This is a genomic window from Vibrio tasmaniensis, from assembly GCF_024347635.1.
Classification (GTDB): Bacteria; Pseudomonadota; Gammaproteobacteria; order Enterobacterales; family Vibrionaceae; genus Vibrio; species Vibrio tasmaniensis.
This window is the reverse complement of record NZ_AP025510.1, coordinates 1,525,384-1,541,324: the sequence shown is the minus strand read 5'-3', so window position 1 is coordinate 1,541,324 and position 15,941 is coordinate 1,525,384. Positions and strand designations below refer to the sequence as shown.

General features: G+C 42.2%; 20 protein-coding genes and 1 pseudogene. 1 reads left to right on the top strand and 20 read right to left on the bottom strand.

From position 1 onward, the window contains the following. Nucleotides 1-34: 34 nt before the first annotated feature. The 11 genes and pseudogenes from OCV44_RS07070 to OCV44_RS07025 form a co-directional block, all read right to left on the bottom strand. Nucleotides 35-391, bottom strand: coding sequence for a hypothetical protein (locus tag OCV44_RS07070; protein ID WP_139683971.1), 357 nt, complete (start codon nt 389-391; stop codon nt 35-37). An 89-nt stretch (nt 392-480) separates the two neighbouring features. Beyond that, entirely contained in the window at nt 481-915 is a 435-nt protein-coding gene (locus tag OCV44_RS07065; protein ID WP_139683972.1) for a GNAT family N-acetyltransferase, read from the bottom strand. 75 nt (nt 916-990) lie between these two features. Next, entirely contained in the window at nt 991-1,398 is a 408-nt protein-coding gene (locus tag OCV44_RS07060; protein ID WP_139683973.1) for a bleomycin resistance protein, read from the bottom strand. Nucleotides 1,399-1,973: 575 nt separating this feature from the next. After that, entirely contained in the window at nt 1,974-2,462 is a 489-nt protein-coding gene (locus OCV44_RS07055; RefSeq protein ID WP_139683975.1) for a GNAT family N-acetyltransferase, read from the bottom strand. A gap of 62 nt (nt 2,463-2,524) precedes the next feature. Continuing rightward, nucleotides 2,525-3,157 (bottom strand): RraA family protein, encoded by a 633-nt coding sequence (locus tag OCV44_RS07050; RefSeq protein WP_139683976.1) that lies wholly within the window; start codon nt 3,155-3,157, stop codon nt 2,525-2,527. A gap of 230 nt (nt 3,158-3,387) precedes the next feature. After that, nucleotides 3,388-3,574: pseudogene (locus OCV44_RS22285) on the bottom strand (NAD(P)-dependent oxidoreductase); the annotation flags it as partial. 66 nt (nt 3,575-3,640) lie between these two features. Then, nucleotides 3,641-4,387, bottom strand: a complete 747-nt coding sequence (locus tag OCV44_RS07045; protein ID WP_139683977.1) for a hypothetical protein — start codon at nt 4,385-4,387, stop codon at nt 3,641-3,643. Nucleotides 4,388-4,519: 132 nt separating this feature from the next. Beyond that, nucleotides 4,520-4,954, bottom strand: a complete 435-nt coding sequence (locus tag OCV44_RS07040; RefSeq protein WP_139683978.1) for a GNAT family N-acetyltransferase — start codon at nt 4,952-4,954, stop codon at nt 4,520-4,522. Nucleotides 4,955-5,202: 248 nt separating this feature from the next. Then, a complete protein-coding gene (locus OCV44_RS07035) occupies nt 5,203-5,577 on the bottom strand; it encodes a VOC family protein (RefSeq protein ID WP_139683979.1) in 375 nt (124 codons plus the stop codon). 65 nt (nt 5,578-5,642) lie between these two features. Beyond that, nucleotides 5,643-6,368: a pseudouridine synthase gene (locus OCV44_RS07030; RefSeq protein ID WP_139683980.1), complete on the bottom strand. Its 726-nt coding sequence runs from the start codon at nt 6,366-6,368 to the stop codon at nt 5,643-5,645. Further along, a complete protein-coding gene (locus OCV44_RS07025; protein ID WP_012604036.1) occupies nt 6,341-6,502 on the bottom strand; it encodes a hypothetical protein in 162 nt (53 codons plus the stop codon). Before OCV44_RS07025 ends, OCV44_RS07030 begins: the two co-directional genes overlap by 28 nt. Nucleotides 6,503-6,710: 208 nt before the next feature. Between OCV44_RS07025 and OCV44_RS07020 the strand changes: the two genes are divergently transcribed. After that, entirely contained in the window at nt 6,711-7,112 is a 402-nt protein-coding gene (locus OCV44_RS07020) for a YkgJ family cysteine cluster protein (RefSeq protein WP_139683981.1), read from the top strand. A 72-nt stretch (nt 7,113-7,184) separates the two neighbouring features. Here the strand turns inward: OCV44_RS07020 and OCV44_RS07015 are convergent, their stop codons facing one another. The 9 genes from OCV44_RS07015 to OCV44_RS06975 all read right to left on the bottom strand — a co-directional run bounded on the left by OCV44_RS07015 (nt 7,185) and on the right by OCV44_RS06975 (nt 15,764). Next, complete coding sequence (locus tag OCV44_RS07015) at nt 7,185-7,586, bottom strand: NUDIX hydrolase (RefSeq protein ID WP_139683982.1); 402 nt, start codon at nt 7,584-7,586, stop codon at nt 7,185-7,187. A gap of 227 nt (nt 7,587-7,813) precedes the next feature. After that, a complete protein-coding gene (locus tag OCV44_RS07010; RefSeq protein ID WP_139683983.1) occupies nt 7,814-8,194 on the bottom strand; it encodes a SpoIIAA family protein in 381 nt (126 codons plus the stop codon). Between the two features lie 113 nt (nt 8,195-8,307). Next, nucleotides 8,308-8,904, bottom strand: a complete 597-nt coding sequence (locus tag OCV44_RS07005) for a class I SAM-dependent methyltransferase (RefSeq protein ID WP_139683984.1) — start codon at nt 8,902-8,904, stop codon at nt 8,308-8,310. After that, nucleotides 8,897-9,403 carry an HAD family hydrolase gene (locus OCV44_RS07000; RefSeq protein ID WP_139683985.1) on the bottom strand — a complete coding sequence of 169 codons (507 nt, stop codon included), beginning with the start codon at nt 9,401-9,403 and terminating at the stop codon, nt 8,897-8,899. The genes OCV44_RS07005 and OCV44_RS07000 overlap by 8 nt, the downstream gene beginning before the upstream one ends. 46 nt (nt 9,404-9,449) lie before the next feature. Beyond that, nucleotides 9,450-10,394 (bottom strand): D-2-hydroxyacid dehydrogenase family protein, encoded by a 945-nt coding sequence (locus OCV44_RS06995; RefSeq protein ID WP_139683986.1) that lies wholly within the window; start codon nt 10,392-10,394, stop codon nt 9,450-9,452. Nucleotides 10,395-10,490: 96 nt separating this feature from the next. After that, nucleotides 10,491-10,955, bottom strand: a complete 465-nt coding sequence (locus tag OCV44_RS06990) for an ASCH domain-containing protein (protein ID WP_139683987.1) — start codon at nt 10,953-10,955, stop codon at nt 10,491-10,493. A gap of 235 nt (nt 10,956-11,190) precedes the next feature. Then, the gene (gene glpT / locus OCV44_RS06985; protein ID WP_139683988.1) at nt 11,191-12,564 is read right to left on the bottom strand and encodes a glycerol-3-phosphate transporter; all 1,374 of its coding nucleotides are present in this window, start codon (nt 12,562-12,564) and stop codon (nt 11,191-11,193) included. A gap of 497 nt (nt 12,565-13,061) precedes the next feature. Beyond that, nucleotides 13,062-13,316, bottom strand: coding sequence for a DUF3297 family protein (locus OCV44_RS06980; protein WP_029223190.1), 255 nt, complete (start codon nt 13,314-13,316; stop codon nt 13,062-13,064). Nucleotides 13,317-13,562: 246 nt separating this feature from the next. Next, the gene (locus OCV44_RS06975) at nt 13,563-15,764 is read right to left on the bottom strand and encodes a TonB-dependent siderophore receptor (RefSeq protein WP_139684051.1); all 2,202 of its coding nucleotides are present in this window, start codon (nt 15,762-15,764) and stop codon (nt 13,563-13,565) included. Nucleotides 15,765-15,941 lie beyond the last annotated feature (177 nt).

Genomic DNA, 15,941 nt, shown 5'->3' with positions numbered 1-15,941 from the left:
GTTCTTCCTTTTCTATAACCCTAAGCTAAACCGACTAAAACTCATCGCTCGTATCTCGAGAACCGTAGTTTGGGAAGTTGATATTAAGAACGTTGTCGTCCTCGAGCGTAAATGGAACGCTTCCATTCTCTACACCGGTTTCATTCCTATCTGAACAACCTAGAAACAGCTCCCAAGCAAACGAATATTGAAGTCGGTATTGATTCGATTTGATATGTAGAACGTCTTTGATTGTAATACCGTTCACTACATGTGCCATATCATCTATGTATGACAGATCAGGGGTTAACTTTTCTTCGAAGTCGCTCTTATTCTCGGTTAAGAAATTGAGCAGCTTAGAACATAACTCGGAGCCATGAACCAATGGTTTAGACAGACTAGAAAACAACATTTCTAAATACTCCAAGGATTGTTTTGATATTAGACGTATGCGCGCGAACCTGTTGCAAGTTCAAGCTCAGCCCGCACGAATCTTTAAGGCTAAACGTTACTATTATCCGAGCTATTAAACGAGTACATTCGAACTTCATCTCTCGGGAACCAGCCTAATTTTTCGTAAAACTGTTGAGCGTTGATGTTGTCGCTATAGACAAACAAGTGGGTCTTAGGGATACCCAACCCTGCAAGTGCGTTGACCGCCTCAGCGACAAGCTTACAACCTAACTTTTGCCCTCTGAAGTTTGCCGAGACAGCTAAGTGTTGTAAATACCCACGACGTCCATCGGTTCCGACTAACACTGCGCCAATGATCTCGTTGTTACTCTCAGCCACAAAACTCAGACCGGCATTACGGTCTAAATAGCTCGCAATGCTTTCTTTCGAATCGGCATCACGAATACTCATGCCTTCTGTTTGGCACCATAACGCGATCACTGAGTCGTAGTCTGATATTTCCATTTCCCGAATGTTTACCACTTTACTCTCCTTGTTTATGCGCGGATTTGTTAACAGTGCTTCTCGTAATAAGTGAGTAGCTAAGAAGGTTTGGGGTCAACGAATATCTTGGCAGAACCTAAAGAGATAACCATCTGGAGTTTGAACGATGAACTGCTTCTGAATCGCTATGGACTCTCCACATTGATAAGATTTTGATTCTAAAGCTAAGTAAATAGAATCAGCGGCGCTTTCGTTAACTCTCTGATATAGAGGTTCGATGTCGATAACATCCCATTGAAAATTAATGCCACGCCCTAAAGGTAACTCCAGATCACCTGAAAGCCATTTTCGACTTTTGCCCGCAATCCCTTCAAGCATCACATCAACACCATCAAGCGTTAGATAAGCAAACTCCTCACCAGGACGCTCGTATTTCACATCAAATCCCAACACATCGACAAAGAAGGATTTGCTCACATTAATATCGAAACAATAAAGCTCGGGAACTACTCGTAGTGTCATGATTTACCTATGTCATTATTTTATCGCTGATTATTCATCTTCTTTTAATGCTAGAGGGCTATTTCGATACTTTCTTTATTGGCTGACACACTAACAGCAAGTAAGCCAATGTAGAACTAAACACCACGGCTCCTAGAGTGTTAAGTCCTAGGTGATCCATTGAAGCCGAAAACGAGAAAGAGGCAACAAAGAAGAGTGAATAGTAATAAATCGTAAAAGGCTTCAAGACTTGAGAACATTGTTTACACGTCATGTGCTTAGAAGGATACAACTTCGATTTCTCTTTAATAGAAATCGACAACCCACAATTTGGACACTTGAACATTTAGGTAATCCTTAATTCTTAATTCTTAATTCTTAATTCTTAATTCTTGCCAATTAACAAAACCTACAGCTAAGTGACTTACAATGCTGAGATGGTTTGCAAACTTACCACCGACACCAAATCGAGTTAAATACCAAGTATTGATAATCATCTCGTAAACTATATAAATCAACCTCAAGGACACACTTTTACTTGCTGCTATCTTATCTTATAGCCGGCGTCGTTATTTTTTAGTTCCCTTTTGATTCAATCACGAATCACACACTGCCAAGCGAAAATAAGGCCTTTGACCATCCATTCGCTCAACCTCTGCACCTAACCTTTTATAGAACTCATGCGCTTTCTTATTGTGCGGACTTGCCGTCCATGAGATATGAGAGGCGAATGATGACTCCGCTTGTGACTTTAAAGCCAGCATAAGTTCACGACCATACCCTTTTGATCTTTGATTTCCTGTAACCAATAGGTCGTCAAGCCAGATTGATGGCTCTCCACTGAAGGATGAATATCGATAGTGATACAGTGCGAAGCCTAAAGGCTCACTATTCAGTTCCAATATTAAAGCATGGGCAAATGCGTAATCACCAAATAGTGTGCATTCGATTTTCTCTATAGTTGTCGAAATTTCACCGCTAAACCCTTTCATACTTCGGTCAAAGTCGGCTTTTTGTTCAATAAACTCTAACAAAACACTTGAGTCTTCTTTCGTCGCAGTCCTTACGCTCACTCTCTTCTCCATGTTTGAATTGATTCGTTATTGTCTAACGTTTGTTAATCGGGAAAAATGCCGCACATCACGAATCAGCTTAAAGTGCTTTCAGAGTTTTGTTTCGCAGAAGTTAATGCTTGGGCTATTTTAGCCCTATGGTTTATTTCCCACTCAGCAAGTGTTAGTGAAGCTTCGTCGTTTGCTTTCTTTGAAGCCTTTAAGAACACCTCATCTTTTCTTGATTTAGGAAGAACGACAATACCCTCTAGATCAGCAACAATGATATCTCCCGTAGAGACCTTCGCTCCCCCGCAGGAGATTGGAGCACCCAATTCAGAATAAATTTCCTTCTTTCCCGGTACTGGATGAACTCCTTTCGCAAAAACTGGAAACTTCATCTCTGAAATTTCACTCAAATCTCGAATGACACCATCAATAATAAAGCCTTTGATACCTCGACTCTTAGCGACTGCGCATACATTACCGCCGGCGACTGCATACTGGCTATCAACTCCATCCACTACAAGGATGGACCCTTTGGGTGCTTTGTATATTGCCGAATGAAGCATTAAATTATCACCAGACGTTAACTGAACAGTAAACGCTTCTCCACAAATTCGCGGTATATTCTGCCAAAGAGGACGAATGCTAAAGTTAATAAAATGGTCGTTACTTAATATGTTCCCGTAATCGGTTGTCGCTAATTTAGAAAAATCTGACTTCATATTTTCACTCCATGTTTGAACTAATCATCACGCCATATAAAGGTGTGACGCACGCTTGTCGTTCAATGACATAAACCTAACTCAAAGATAACGTTGACCTCGAGTTCAAGTTCTAAAAAAAAGACCTATTCCTGCGGCTCGGTAGAATTAACTTCACGCCGGTTGCTAAAGAAATTGACGTGACGCTGCCGACTAACTGAAGCTAAGACGCCGAAAAAGACTAAACTCAACTATATGTGATTTTCAATATATTCACTAATAGACTCAGTCGCTTCAAAGGAATAACTAATTGGTAGTTTGAGGTTAAGTTGTTCAATTCTAGCGGCCATCGAACCATTTACTGACTCAAATTCTTGCCCAACTGATCTTTCTCACTTTGGTTACAGCTTTAGCCGCCAGTAATAGTTGTGCACACTCTGTACGTTCATGTGTTAATTGCGCTAACTGGCCATTATTTACACCTCATTCTTGTGAGATGAATAGTTATATATCAACCTTTTCTGTGAGCCTTGCTTTCAATTTTATGCCCAACTTGATATGGGCTTTGGGTTGAACTATAGGCTCTAAGCCAAACTGCTTCCTGGTATTATTCAATAACAAAGCCGGTAACTTTTCTTCACAGTACATAGCGTATTTTTCAAAGTACAATCTCGAGTAAGCACCATCAGCGATATCAAAGGGTTCATCAAGTTGAAGTCGCTTATGTTTGACCCAGCCTTCGAGTGAATACCAACATGATAGATATAACGGCCCCCAAAGATTCAGAAAGTGTTTTTTTGATACCAAATCATGAGTAGCAAAGTACCCCATTCTCTGCAACGCGACACTTACGGCTTGAGCGGCTTGTAATTCTTCTTTACTCCATGTCGATACATAATCCACACTAACTTCACTCGTTACCTGACTATAAGGCTCTCTTTTGTGAGCGTCAGTCACCAACCTAATCGCAGGTTTTAATGCTGACATTTCTTCCATTGCCCAATTCAACAATTCGGCATTCCGACTTCGGGTCGATTCCTCAATAGACTTCGAACCTTGTTTCAGTCCAACCAGTAAGACGAAAGTTAAAATAACCATGACCATGTCCATTACACCGGAGACACCACTCCAATCAAACTCATGGAGCTTTACTGTCACTTCTTTTGAAATGTCTATTGCTGATGAAATTGTTAGAAATAAAGACGCAACAAACACCGATAGTAAGACAATGTTTAATATTATTTTTCTCATAACCTTCGTCCAAAAATTTGTATATCAAATCAATACTGAGCTAAATAGTAACCTAAGTAATTACCAACATTAAGTAACTCTTTTAACCAGTCACAAACCGAGTTGAAACTGGCAGTCTGTTTGAATCGAGTGTTATTCCACTGGATCGTGGTACACATTTGGCTGCCAAATTTGCATTAATATTTCTGGGTTCTCAACAGATCGAAAGCCATATTGCGAATACAAGCCATGCGCATCCCTAGTGGCCAGCATTAACCGCCTTAAACCCTGAACTTCACGATGTTCAATAATTGTCTTAATCAACCATTTGCTCAACCCTTTACCTCTATAGCAATCAATAACAAAGACATCGGCCAAGTAGGCAAATGTAGCTTTATCTGTGATGAGTCTTGCGAAACCAACTTGATTTCCATTTTCCTCAAACACACCAAAGCACCATGAATTTGAGATTGCTTTCTCTAAAGTCACTCTAGGAATTCCAGAAGCCCAATAACTTTGAGATATGAACTGATAGATAACATCAAGGTCCAAATCACTGTGATTTGAACTAATTCTGAATCCTTTCAAAGAATTTCCTCCCTGAAGGATAATGCCTCATTAAGAAGTGACGAAATGCTCGCAAAACTGTGAGTGAAGCGAATCCGGTATGAGGTAGGCATCAAGCTCCTATCGTCACAGTAGTAAACGTCTTGGCTGTGCATTTTCGCCTTTATATCCATGTTTGAACCTATTTGATCATTGCCTCGTGTCGGCATAAATAAAGAAACAGATGGATAATTTGAAGTTTTCACTGGCCTTAATGCAAGTTGGATGAATTAGCGCGTTCTAATGTTTTCGGCCACACGCCACAACACACCACTTGGGTCGGTTATACAAAACTCAAGCATTCCCCAAGGCTGCTCAACAACCTCGGAAACGGTAACTTCAAATTCCGACACTACATTAGAGTTTTGGATGTGTTGATACCAACTTTTTACGTCTTCAACCAGCAAGTGCATCATGTAATTGTGACAGTGCGCAGGTTCATAAAAGTTTTGCAGAAGGAAGGCACAACTGCCGTGACGTAGATAGGCGATATCGTGAAATTCAGACATCACTTCGAAGCCGATTGACTGGTAAAAACGCTTAGATAAATCGAAGTCTTTCGCCGGTACGAAAGACTTAATTTCTGAGACTTTTAGGTTTTCCATCTTATATCCTTATAGTGTTGATGTTCTGGTGCTAACTCGCTTAACGCTTTAAGTGGTTACAGCGTTTATTCAGAGTCTTGCTGAAATGAGTCGACCTCGGCTTTAGTTAAATAACGCCACTGACCTGCTTCAACATCTAAGCCAACATCACCAATCTGTTCGCGATGAAGGCCAACCACTCGGTTACCTACCGCTGCAAACATTCGTTTTACTTGATGAAACTTACCCTCTGTAATGGTCAACAGCACTTCTTTACTGGTAATCACTTCAAGCTCTGCCGGACGTGTCAGCTTTTGCTCGCCCTGCAATTGAATACCCGCTTTGAACTTATCAGTGACATCGTCTTTGATCTCTCGTGACAATGTCACGCGATACACCTTCTTACATGACTTAGTAGGTAACGTGATATTGAATGACCATCGCCCATCATCGGTAATCAAAACTAAGCCTGTTGTGTCTGCATCTAAGCGCCCTGCGATGTGCAGTTCTGATGCTTTGTCTATCTCGATGTAGTTGAACAGCGAAGGATAAACCTCATCGATATTGGAGCAAATAGTACCCGCTGGCTTGTGCATTAAGAGGTATCGAAATTCACGTAACTCAAGCTGCGTCCCATTTAACAAGATGGTGTTGCTTTCATGAACCTGAGTCGATTCATCGGTGACAATCTCGCAGTTTACGTTCACCTCGCCATTATGGATGCGGTCAATCGCTTCAGGCTTAGTTAGGTCAGTGCTTTTGCATAGGTATTTATCAAGGCGCATTAATCGTCGGCACCACATTTTGCGCATGGCTTGTAGGTACGTTCGCCTTGAGCAATCACCACATAGTCTCGAACGCAGTTATCACATAGCGCCAACTTTGGGTAAGCGTCTTTCTGTTTCTTTGCGTTGATGTCGCCTTCAGTGGTGTATACGGTTCTCATTAGTATGCCTTTATTTTAATAACTTGCTTGGCGCAAATTGTATCACTGTTTACAGCCTTGATTGGAGTGGTGTTAGCTAGTTAAAGTAATATTAAGTACTTCTATTTTAGGCTCCTTCCCGAAACCGTTTAACCATGAACAACAAAGTCAACGTGCCACGCCTATCAGTGGTAAAATGATAAAAGCTCACCAACCAATGAAGTCACTAATGAAAAATTGTAATCAATGCGGGAAATGCTGTATCAAATACGGAGATGGTGACCTTGCCGCAACGAAAGAAGAGATTGATTTATGGGAGTTGTTCAACCCAGACATCTTTGAATATGTTCGAGGAAGCGAGATATGGTTTGACCCTGAATCTGGCAAACGTTTAACTCGCTGCCCTTTTCTGGAGCTGGTTCCGACGAAAGACACCAAAGCTCAAGCCAAGTACACCTGTAGTATTTACTTAGACCGACCAGAAGATTGCAGACACTATCCCAGCCTAATTAATGAGATGGTACGAGATGAGTGTGAAATGATTGAGGTGGTGGATTTACAAGACACGAAGAAAGCTCAAAGGAAACTCGACCTGTTGATGAAAGACAGCCGCCCTTCAAGCTATTCGTAAGCGATGATCTTTTGAAGATCAATTTTCAGCATTAGCTAATATGCACTAATACAGCTAATAGCCGCTAAAACCTTAAGCCAAATACTGGTTCGCTTCTAACCAATCAAGCGCAACCAGTGCCGCCAATGAACATACCGCTCTGTCGTTGCCATCCACAAATTTAAGCTCTTCGATTTCAGCATCTGGAGACAGTTCGCCCATATAATCAGCAAGATAACACGTCAATTGTACCGATACGCCTTCCGCTTTGCCATCAGCTTGGCCTGTAAAGGTCTCAACGTATTTGATGGAGTCTGACACTAAGTCGACCGAGATCTCTTCTTTGATTTCGCGAACCAGTGCTTGTTCGTCACTTTCGCCAGCTTCACGCTTACCACCCGGTAGGTAGAACAGTTCTTTGCCTTTTGATCTCACCATCAACAACTTGCCGTCTTTAATGAATATCCAAGCCAGCTTATCAATTACCTTATGCATGTCGTTAGACCTTATTCTGTTTTAATTCTCGTTATTACTGAATCTAGCCACACCATTAGTCGCGACCAAACAAAGCCTGCGTATGTTACACGCTGCAATGAATATACTCTATTGAATCGAATAGGAAATATCATCACCAAAACGAAAAATGACAGCGTTCGAGACAATGCTCATCAACTGTCATTGGCGATGTTTACGAACTGCTCTCTAGCTGCCCGCGAATAGTCTCAATCGACTAGCCACTTAAGCGCAGAGTCATGGTCTTCGAATGATTTTATCTCACCAGACACAAACCAGTTCCCTACTTTTGAAGCGAATTCTTGCCAGCTTTTATCACCATAAATCGCGATTTTGTCTATCTTCGAATTGAGCTCTAATCCCAATTTGAAATCATCCCAAGCAGCACGCAACTCCCACCCCGTTAAAGTGGAGATGTCGACAAGCATCTTGAGTTCGGATGAATCGAGTTCTTCTAGTGTGGTATTTAGAATTGGCATCATTGCTTGATAGTCATCGTGTGTGAGTTTGCCTTTCGCTCTAAACACAACAATGGTTTCACCGCTAACACGTTCAATGCCAACAGATATTCCATGACGTTCGATACTCATAACCTAGCCCTCATAGTGGAAACTAAAGTTAGCTTAGAAGATTAAACAGCAAAGAGATGAGAGGCTTGCGTCAAAACGGACAAGCATCCAAACGAGTTTAAGTTACTGACCATTTAACGACGCTTAATCGCAACGACAGAGTAAGTATGCCAATGCTTCATCCTACCCAACGACGTGAGTGCTTGTTCGTCTCGCTCATGGAATCGTACTATCTCAAAGTCGTTGAATAAGCTAAGTACTTTGGCTTTTGTTAATGCCGTTGTTGGGGTTCGATAGCCATGTGCCCAACTGTCATCGACGCCCATGAAATCGCCCGCGAACACGCCTCCCACTTCAAGACAGTTTTCAATATTGTGCCAAACCTCGTCAAAACGGGTTGGGTCAGCAAAAAACAGACTCGAATTAGCAATCACTACGCCAGATTTCGGGAAATCATAGTGTTCAAATCCACTTTCAGATATCTCGACCAAAGATTTGCGACCAAAACGATCCCGACATAGTGCAATCGAATCAGGATTAACGTCGAAGCCATACACTTGATACGCTTGCTGTTCTAAAAAGGCGATGTCACTACCTGTTCCACAACCACAATCAATCGCAACATTTAAGCCTGACTCATTCAGTTTAATTGCGTACTCAGTTCTCTTTAAATGAGGTTTGCTTAGTGCTTTTTGGTAATACTGACGCCAGATCTCAGAGTGATCATCCATGGTACTTCTCCAATAGTTCGCTTAGGCTTTGAACTTGTACGATATTCGGATGCCCTGACTTAAGAGCAGTGCCTTCTGTGTTCAACCACACCGCTTTCAAACCCGCTTCAAGTGCTGGGTAAATATCTTTGTCTAAGGTGTCACCTACCATGGTGATATCTTGTGGTGCAACACCGAGTTTAGAAATGGTGGCCGGATAAAAGCCCGAATCGAACTTAGAAAAGCCAATGCTCGCCTTACAAAAGTAACCCAAGATATATTGAGAAAGGCCAACACGCTCAAAGGCTCGAATGATGTCGTCTTCACTAGAATCACCAGCATTGGTGGCAACATAGACTTGATGAGTTCTCGATAGTTCAGCAAGTAATGTGCGAGCACCCCTCACTTCTTGTACGGTTTCCCAGTCACACATTTTCCCTTGTGCTTCTGGGAAATCGACCATCAGCGTATTGCCCCAGTCGAATAAGACTATTTCTGTTAATTCGATTAGCTTTGTCATCTTGCCTCCTGCATTAGCCACCGCACCTTTAAAAGCCATCGCGCCTTTATAAGGCATCTCTTTGATAGGACACAATGTTGTCGAAGGCGATATCGAAGTAGAGTTCGTAGCTAGTTTGTTCAACATAGCCTAAATGTGGAGTTGCCGTAACGTTAGGTAAGGATAATAGAGGTTCGGCGTCTGTTGTTACTGGCTCACAATCGAACACATCAATAGCGGCTGTTTTGGTCGGCATCTCGCGTAGTTCATGATACAAGGCCATCGGTTCGACTAACTCGGCACGACTGATGTTCACAAACAGTGAGTCCGGCTTCATCAAGCTTAGGTCGTATGCTGTAACACATCCTTTCGTCGCATCGTTCAAACGTAAGTGCAAAGAGAGCACATCAACATCTCGAAAGAAGTCTTCTTTGGTTGCTGATGCTTCAAATCCGTCAGCCTGCGCTTGGAGTCTTGATTGCTGGCTTCCCCACACTACGACAGACATCCCAAATGCTTTGGCATATTGTGCAATGCATTTACCGATTTTTCCGTAGCCCCAAATGCCAAGCTTTAGCCCTTTCAAAGTTCGACCTAACCCTAATGAGCCAGAATCCTGCCACTGATTCTGTTTAAGATTTGAAGCATAAGTTGGAATATGGCGCGATGCAGCCATAATCAGCGCCCAGCATAATTCAGAGGGTGCAACTGGCGAGCCTCGACCTTCTAAAACGGTCACACCAAATCGTCCGCACATTTGCGGGTCGATATGGTTACTCACTTTGCCCGTCTGGCTAATCAGTTTGAGGTTCGGGAGTTGTGATAACAGGGATTCGGTGATCTCGGTTCTTTCACGAATAAGCACAATGGCTTCAAACGAGATCAACTTATCGACAAGATCTTGCCCTGAATAAGTCTCGGTAAATACAGTGACATCGTGTTGTATGAGTTTGTTGAAGCAATCGAGGGATTTAACGACGTTCTGGTAGTCATCCAATATCGCTATTTTCATATCACTCTCCTTGTGATTATTAATTATCTGGCGTTGGTCAAATTTAGGTTTAAGTGCCATGCCTTGGGATTCAACATGACACTCACGGTGACTTCACTATTGATGAACCACTTTGAAACGCTCAAGTATCAGCATCATGTCTTCACTCGGGTTTATCTTGAGTTCTTCACATTCACGAGAGAAAAAGTTCCAGTGCGCTTCTCTCCACCACTCAAGAGTTTTGTCTCCCTCACCTTCAGCGGCAGCAAACTCAGCGGTGACTTCATTGTATGGACACGAGGAAACAGAGGTAATCTCAACAATACAGACAGGCTTGCCGTCCCAATCGGTAACGACTTGTAAGTGTCCGACAATAGGCATCACTTCATCTTCATGGCTGTACCAATACTCTAGGCTGCAAGACGCCTGCTTTTCGCCTTTCAATATTAATTGCGCACACAAGTTGGCGTTGTATTCGTCGGCGCAGTAATAATCTGCACTAAAGGAGGTGTATTGCGAGGCAACGTCTGCTAACAATGTATTGAGGTAGCTATCGAGATAAGCTTTGCTTCTTTCTTCCATAATCTTTCCAAATTCAATATAAGGTCGAGTCGATAAATTCTTATAGATTAAGCATTTGACAGCACTGGAAGTAACCTATCAAGCTGCGTTATTGCTGTAAACTGAGTGAATATGAAAATGTGGGGTGAGAAAGAAGAATATGCGTGGGAATGTTTGTTATTAGATACCAAATAAAGCAGAAGCAGGATATACCTGCCTCTGCTGTCTATTAGTATGACGTTTTCTAATTAGTAAACTACTGAGTTAACGCTTCTTTTTGTTGTTCGAGTTCTTTTTGTTTGTGGTGCGCACGCTCACCTAAGAACGCGTATACCAGACAAATTATTGAAGCGACACAAGCACCGACCAAGATAATGAAACCACCATCCCAACCGTAATGGTCAACCATGAAACCAAGCACGGCATTGGCAGCAACTGCTCCACCTAAGTAACCAAATAGACCCGTTAAGCCAGCCGCTGTGCCTGCCGCTTTCTTTGGTGCAAGTTCAAGTGCATACAAGCCGATTAGCATTACTGGACCATAAATAAGGAAGCCAATCGCAATCAGTGCCAACATATCGACCGTTGGGTTACCCGCAGGGTTCAACCAGTACACCAACACTGCGACAGTTACGAGTACCATGAACAGGATCCCTGCTGGAGCGCGTCGACCTTTGAACAATTTATCTGAAATCCAACCACACAATAACGTACCAGGAATACCTGCCCACTCATACAGGAAGTAAGCCCAAGACGATTTATCTACTGAGAAGTCTTTCGCTTCTTTTAAGTAAACTGGGGCCCAATCGAGTACACCGTAACGAATCAAATAAACAAACGCGTTCGCGATAGCAATTGACCACAACAACTTGTTAGAGAATACATACTTAAAGAAGATTTCTTTAGCCGTCATCTCTGTCTCGTGAGACTTATCGTAATCATCTGGGTAATCGTCTTTGTGTTCTTCAATCGGAGGTAAGCCACAAGACTGAGGCGTGTCTCTTACGGTGAACCAAACAAAGATAGCAACGAGAGTGGCAAAAAATGCAGGAACATAAAAAGCGGTTCGCCAATCGTCGTTAAAAGCCCAAAGACCCAATAAGAACATTGGACCAATCAAACCGCCACCAACGTTGTGAGCAACGTTCCATACCGACACTATCTCGCCACGTTCTTTACGCGACCACCAGTGAACCATGGTTCGCCCACAAGCTGGCCACCCCATGCCCTGAAACCAACCATTCAAGAACAGCAGGATAAACATCGCAGTGATGCTACCGGTCGCCCATGGCATGAAACCAAAGCAGAACATGACCAACGCCGACATTAACAAGCCGCCACTGAGGAAATAACGAGGATTAGAGCGATCAGAAACGCTACCCATTAAAAATTTAGATAGACCGTAAGCAATGGAAACTGCGGCCAAAGCAACCCCGAGTTCTCCTCGACTGTACCCTTGTTCAATAAGATATGGCATCGCCAAACTGAAGTTTTTGCGGACTAAATAGTACCCCGCATAACCAACAAAGATGCCGAGAAAAAGCTGCCATCGTAATCGTGTGTAGGTGCTATCGATCTTATCGGTAGATAAGCGATCGATATGCGCCATAGGTTTGAATATTCCAAACATAGGAACCTCATGTGTATTGGGCGATAGAAATAAAATGCTCGAACGAAAAAATTAAGCGCTCATTCGAAAGTCAGGGCATTGTATGTGCTTCAGGATTAATTTCTGTGATAGAGATAGCCATTAACAAAAAATAACTTTAAATACAGCATTTTAGTATCATTTAATTAGACTGTGCTTCATATTTTCGTTTGTATCGGCTTATTTAAACATCAGCACTTTCGAGTATGGATAAATCCTAGAAGAGCGAGCGAACATGAATCAACCAACTACAGCTTTGTTATTCCTGCTAATGCATAGTGAATAGTGAATAGTGAATAGTGAATAGTGAATAGTGAATAACGACAATATTGGTTAAATCTGTGGAGTTATGAAGGTGGTTTGGACTATTGGTTAAAGAAGTTCGCCAAAATCAATACAAACAAAAAGGGCCTAGATTTCTCTAGACCCTTCTATATAACAGCGTTTTGTAATCGACATTATCGAGTTACACGAAGTGATTAATCTTCGATGTAGAAAGCTTCTACTGTGCCTTTAAGAGTAATAAGCATTGGCTGGCCAAAACGATCTAGCGCTTTAGGAGAAGGGATCTTAACCCAACCTTCGCTGATGCAGTACTCTTCAACATCAGTACGCTCTTTACCATTTAGACGAATGCCGATTGGGTATTCGAAACACTCAGCCACGTGGTGTGGGCTGCGTGGGTTACCTGCTAGATGATCTGGTAAAGCTGGTCTTGAATTAGTATCGCTCATGTTCATTACCTGTATGTACGTAAATAAAAAAAGTGCGTCATTCTAGTCAATATAGGCTTGGTGCTCAACAACTGGTGCAATAAATCGTAGAGATCGTTTTAATCAACAGCGAGTTGTTTGATTTAAAAGCGATATAAGCACTTTTTCAAACGAAAATTTAACAGGATTAAACATTGTTAATAAAGAGAAAAATGATGAACTTAATAAAAGCACTCAGCCCACAAGCTGAGTGCTTATTGGTAAGTCTTACCAGTCGTACGTTACACTTGCAATGACGTTACGACGATCACCGTAGAAACAGTAGTAATCACACGTCGCAACGTACTCTTTGTCTGCTAAGTTTTTCGCTGCAACTTGGAACTTATAGTCTTCAATACGATAGCTCAATGTTGCGTCAAACAATGTGTAAGAAGACACTTTGTTCGTCTCAGTGTTGTCGGCGTAAGAATCACCAACATAACGTGCACCCGCACCAATCGTTAAGCCATCTAATGGACCATTTAGGAAACGATAGTTTGCCCAAGCAGAAGCCAGTTGGTCAGCAATTTGTGACGGCGTATTTCCTACATTGCTGCTTGTAGCATCTTCCGTTATTTCAGAATCGATGAATGAAACGTTACCAATCAAAGTTAATGCTTCAGTCACGTTTGCAACGGCTTCTAATTCAAGGCCCCGGTTACGAACTTCACCAATTTGCGTTAGCTGACCGGCAACCTGACGCGCTAAGTTTTCTTTCGATACTTCAAACGCAGCAATGTTGAAGTAACCGTCAAAACTACCCGGTTGATATTTCAAACCCACTTCATATTGCTCGCCACGTTCCGATTTCGCTGGATTACCATTTTGGTCAAGCTGAATAATGGGGTTAAACGACTGAGCATAGCTCGCATAAGGTGTAAAACCACTATCCATCAGGTAAGCAACGCCGAAGTTGGTTGTCCACTCTTCGCTATCGACCTTAGTTTTGGCGCCAGTAGTCGTGTTATGTGTCTTGTTTTGGGAATCGTCGTAACGAACACCGATTTGTACTGCCCACTTATCCGCAATCATCATTTGGTCTTGTAAATAGAGGCCTAATTGATTATTTTTCGTTTTAGTGGTTTGACGATCTGATTCATCAAGTGGCGCAAACGTTGTTGGATTCAACAAAGCTACATTTGTGCTATATGACGGATTGAACACGTTAAAAATAGGGCTAGGAATATTTCCCACACCGGGTACAGGTAGAAGACTGTTTCCGTCACCAATAATTGGATCAGCCGCGTAATCTTTACTATCAATATCGATGCTCTGGTAATCAATACCAGTCAACAAGGTGTGTTCTACCGAACCCGTTGTAAATTTATGGATCAAACGATTATCGATGTTAAATGCGTCGGATGTTCCTTCTTCAGTTGATGCTTGGCGGATAATAGAAGAACGGGTTGGGTCGTAAGGTGCTAGAGCAGTGTCACCAATATACCGCGAGTAATACATTTGACGTAGGTTAATGTCCATTTGGCTATAACGAACGTTCTGCATTAAGTAGGTACGGTCATTAAAGTGATGTTCAAATTCATAACCTATCGAGATTTGTTCACGCTCAAACGTCTCCCAACCTGTATTTCCCAATGCCCTGCTATCACTGATTTTTCCATTTGGATTTGACGTTAACGTCCCTTCCATCGGTAAGAATTGTAGGTATGGGTCAGAGTCATCCTTTTGGTAACTAGTTAGCACCGTAATTTTAGTATCGTCTGTAAATTTGTAAGCCAGAGAAGGAGCGATAAAAATGCGTTCAGCTTCTACACCATCGACACGGCTGCCATTTTTTCGACCAAGTGCTTGCAGGCGAAATGCCATTTTGTCATTAACTTCAGAATTCACGTCTAAGCTAATTTGCTTACGATCATCCGTACCCACCTCAACAGCAAATTGACCGGATCCTCCATCAAATTGTGGACGTTTACTTACAACGTTAATCACACCACCCGGAGGGGTTTGACCGTATAGCGCTGATCCCGGGCCACGTAAAATCTCTACTCGTTCCAAGCCAAACGGGTCGATTTGCCAACTATAGAAACCCGACGAATAAAGGCGTGTTCCGTCTTGATATAAACCACTGTTTGCTTGTTTAAAACCACGAATAACAAACCAATCTTGCTTATTATCTTCACCAAAGTAGTTCGCTTGAATACTTGGTGTGTACTGAAGTGCATCAGCAATACTGATCGACGCTCGGTCATCCATCTGCTCACGGGTCACAATCGAGATCGCACGAGGTGTTTCACCTATCGCAACGTCTGTTTTTGTTGCTGTTCGACTGCTTAATCCTACGTAACTAAAATCAGGACCTACCGAGATGTCTTCAAGTTGCTGTCCAATAACAACAACGGTTTCATCCTCTTTTGCCTGAACCAATCCTGACGATATAACTAAAGCGACCGCAAGTGCTGTTGGGGTGCGCATAAAGTACCGATTCATATATTTCTCCTTCAATACGGCTATGAACCAATTGCAAAAAAGAACAAATGATTTTTACTTTTAAATCATTTGCTCTTGAACCTAACTAGGCTCTTAAAAACTCAAGCGACAACACTTTCTAGTGCTTGGTGCGCTTGAGCTAAATTCCCTTTACTCAACTCA

What these genes read in the sequence shown, in the direction of transcription:
- OCV44_RS07070 (WP_139683971.1), bottom strand. Translation starts at nt 391, where the DNA reads ATGTTGTTTTCTAGTCTGTCTAAACCATTGGTTCATGGCTCCGAGTTA.
- OCV44_RS07060 (WP_139683973.1), bottom strand. Translation starts at nt 1,398, where the DNA reads ATGACACTACGAGTAGTTCCCGAGCTTTATTGTTTCGATATTAATGTG.
- OCV44_RS07055 (WP_139683975.1), bottom strand. Translation starts at nt 2,462, where the DNA reads ATGGAGAAGAGAGTGAGCGTAAGGACTGCGACGAAAGAAGACTCAAGT.
- OCV44_RS07050 (WP_139683976.1), bottom strand. Translation starts at nt 3,157, where the DNA reads ATGAAGTCAGATTTTTCTAAATTAGCGACAACCGATTACGGGAACATA.
- OCV44_RS07045 (WP_139683977.1), bottom strand. Translation starts at nt 4,387, where the DNA reads ATGAGAAAAATAATATTAAACATTGTCTTACTATCGGTGTTTGTTGCG.
- OCV44_RS07035 (WP_139683979.1), bottom strand. Translation starts at nt 5,577, where the DNA reads ATGGAAAACCTAAAAGTCTCAGAAATTAAGTCTTTCGTACCGGCGAAA.
- OCV44_RS07030 (WP_139683980.1), bottom strand. Translation starts at nt 6,368, where the DNA reads ATGCGCAAAATGTGGTGCCGACGATTAATGCGCCTTGATAAATACCTA.
- OCV44_RS07025 (WP_012604036.1), bottom strand. Translation starts at nt 6,502, where the DNA reads ATGAGAACCGTATACACCACTGAAGGCGACATCAACGCAAAGAAACAG.
- OCV44_RS07020 (WP_139683981.1), top strand. Translation starts at nt 6,711, where the DNA reads ATGAAAAATTGTAATCAATGCGGGAAATGCTGTATCAAATACGGAGAT.
- OCV44_RS07015 (WP_139683982.1), bottom strand. Translation starts at nt 7,586, where the DNA reads ATGCATAAGGTAATTGATAAGCTGGCTTGGATATTCATTAAAGACGGC.
- OCV44_RS07010 (WP_139683983.1), bottom strand. Translation starts at nt 8,194, where the DNA reads ATGAGTATCGAACGTCATGGAATATCTGTTGGCATTGAACGTGTTAGC.
- OCV44_RS07005 (WP_139683984.1), bottom strand. Translation starts at nt 8,904, where the DNA reads ATGGATGATCACTCTGAGATCTGGCGTCAGTATTACCAAAAAGCACTA.
- OCV44_RS07000 (WP_139683985.1), bottom strand. Translation starts at nt 9,403, where the DNA reads ATGACAAAGCTAATCGAATTAACAGAAATAGTCTTATTCGACTGGGGC.
- OCV44_RS06995 (WP_139683986.1), bottom strand. Translation starts at nt 10,394, where the DNA reads ATGAAAATAGCGATATTGGATGACTACCAGAACGTCGTTAAATCCCTC.
- OCV44_RS06990 (WP_139683987.1), bottom strand. Translation starts at nt 10,955, where the DNA reads ATGGAAGAAAGAAGCAAAGCTTATCTCGATAGCTACCTCAATACATTG.
- glpT (WP_139683988.1), bottom strand. Translation starts at nt 12,564, where the DNA reads ATGTTTGGAATATTCAAACCTATGGCGCATATCGATCGCTTATCTACC.
- OCV44_RS06980 (WP_029223190.1), bottom strand. Translation starts at nt 13,316, where the DNA reads ATGAGCGATACTAATTCAAGACCAGCTTTACCAGATCATCTAGCAGGT.
- OCV44_RS06975 (WP_139684051.1), bottom strand. Translation starts at nt 15,764, where the DNA reads ATGCGCACCCCAACAGCACTTGCGGTCGCTTTAGTTATATCGTCAGGA.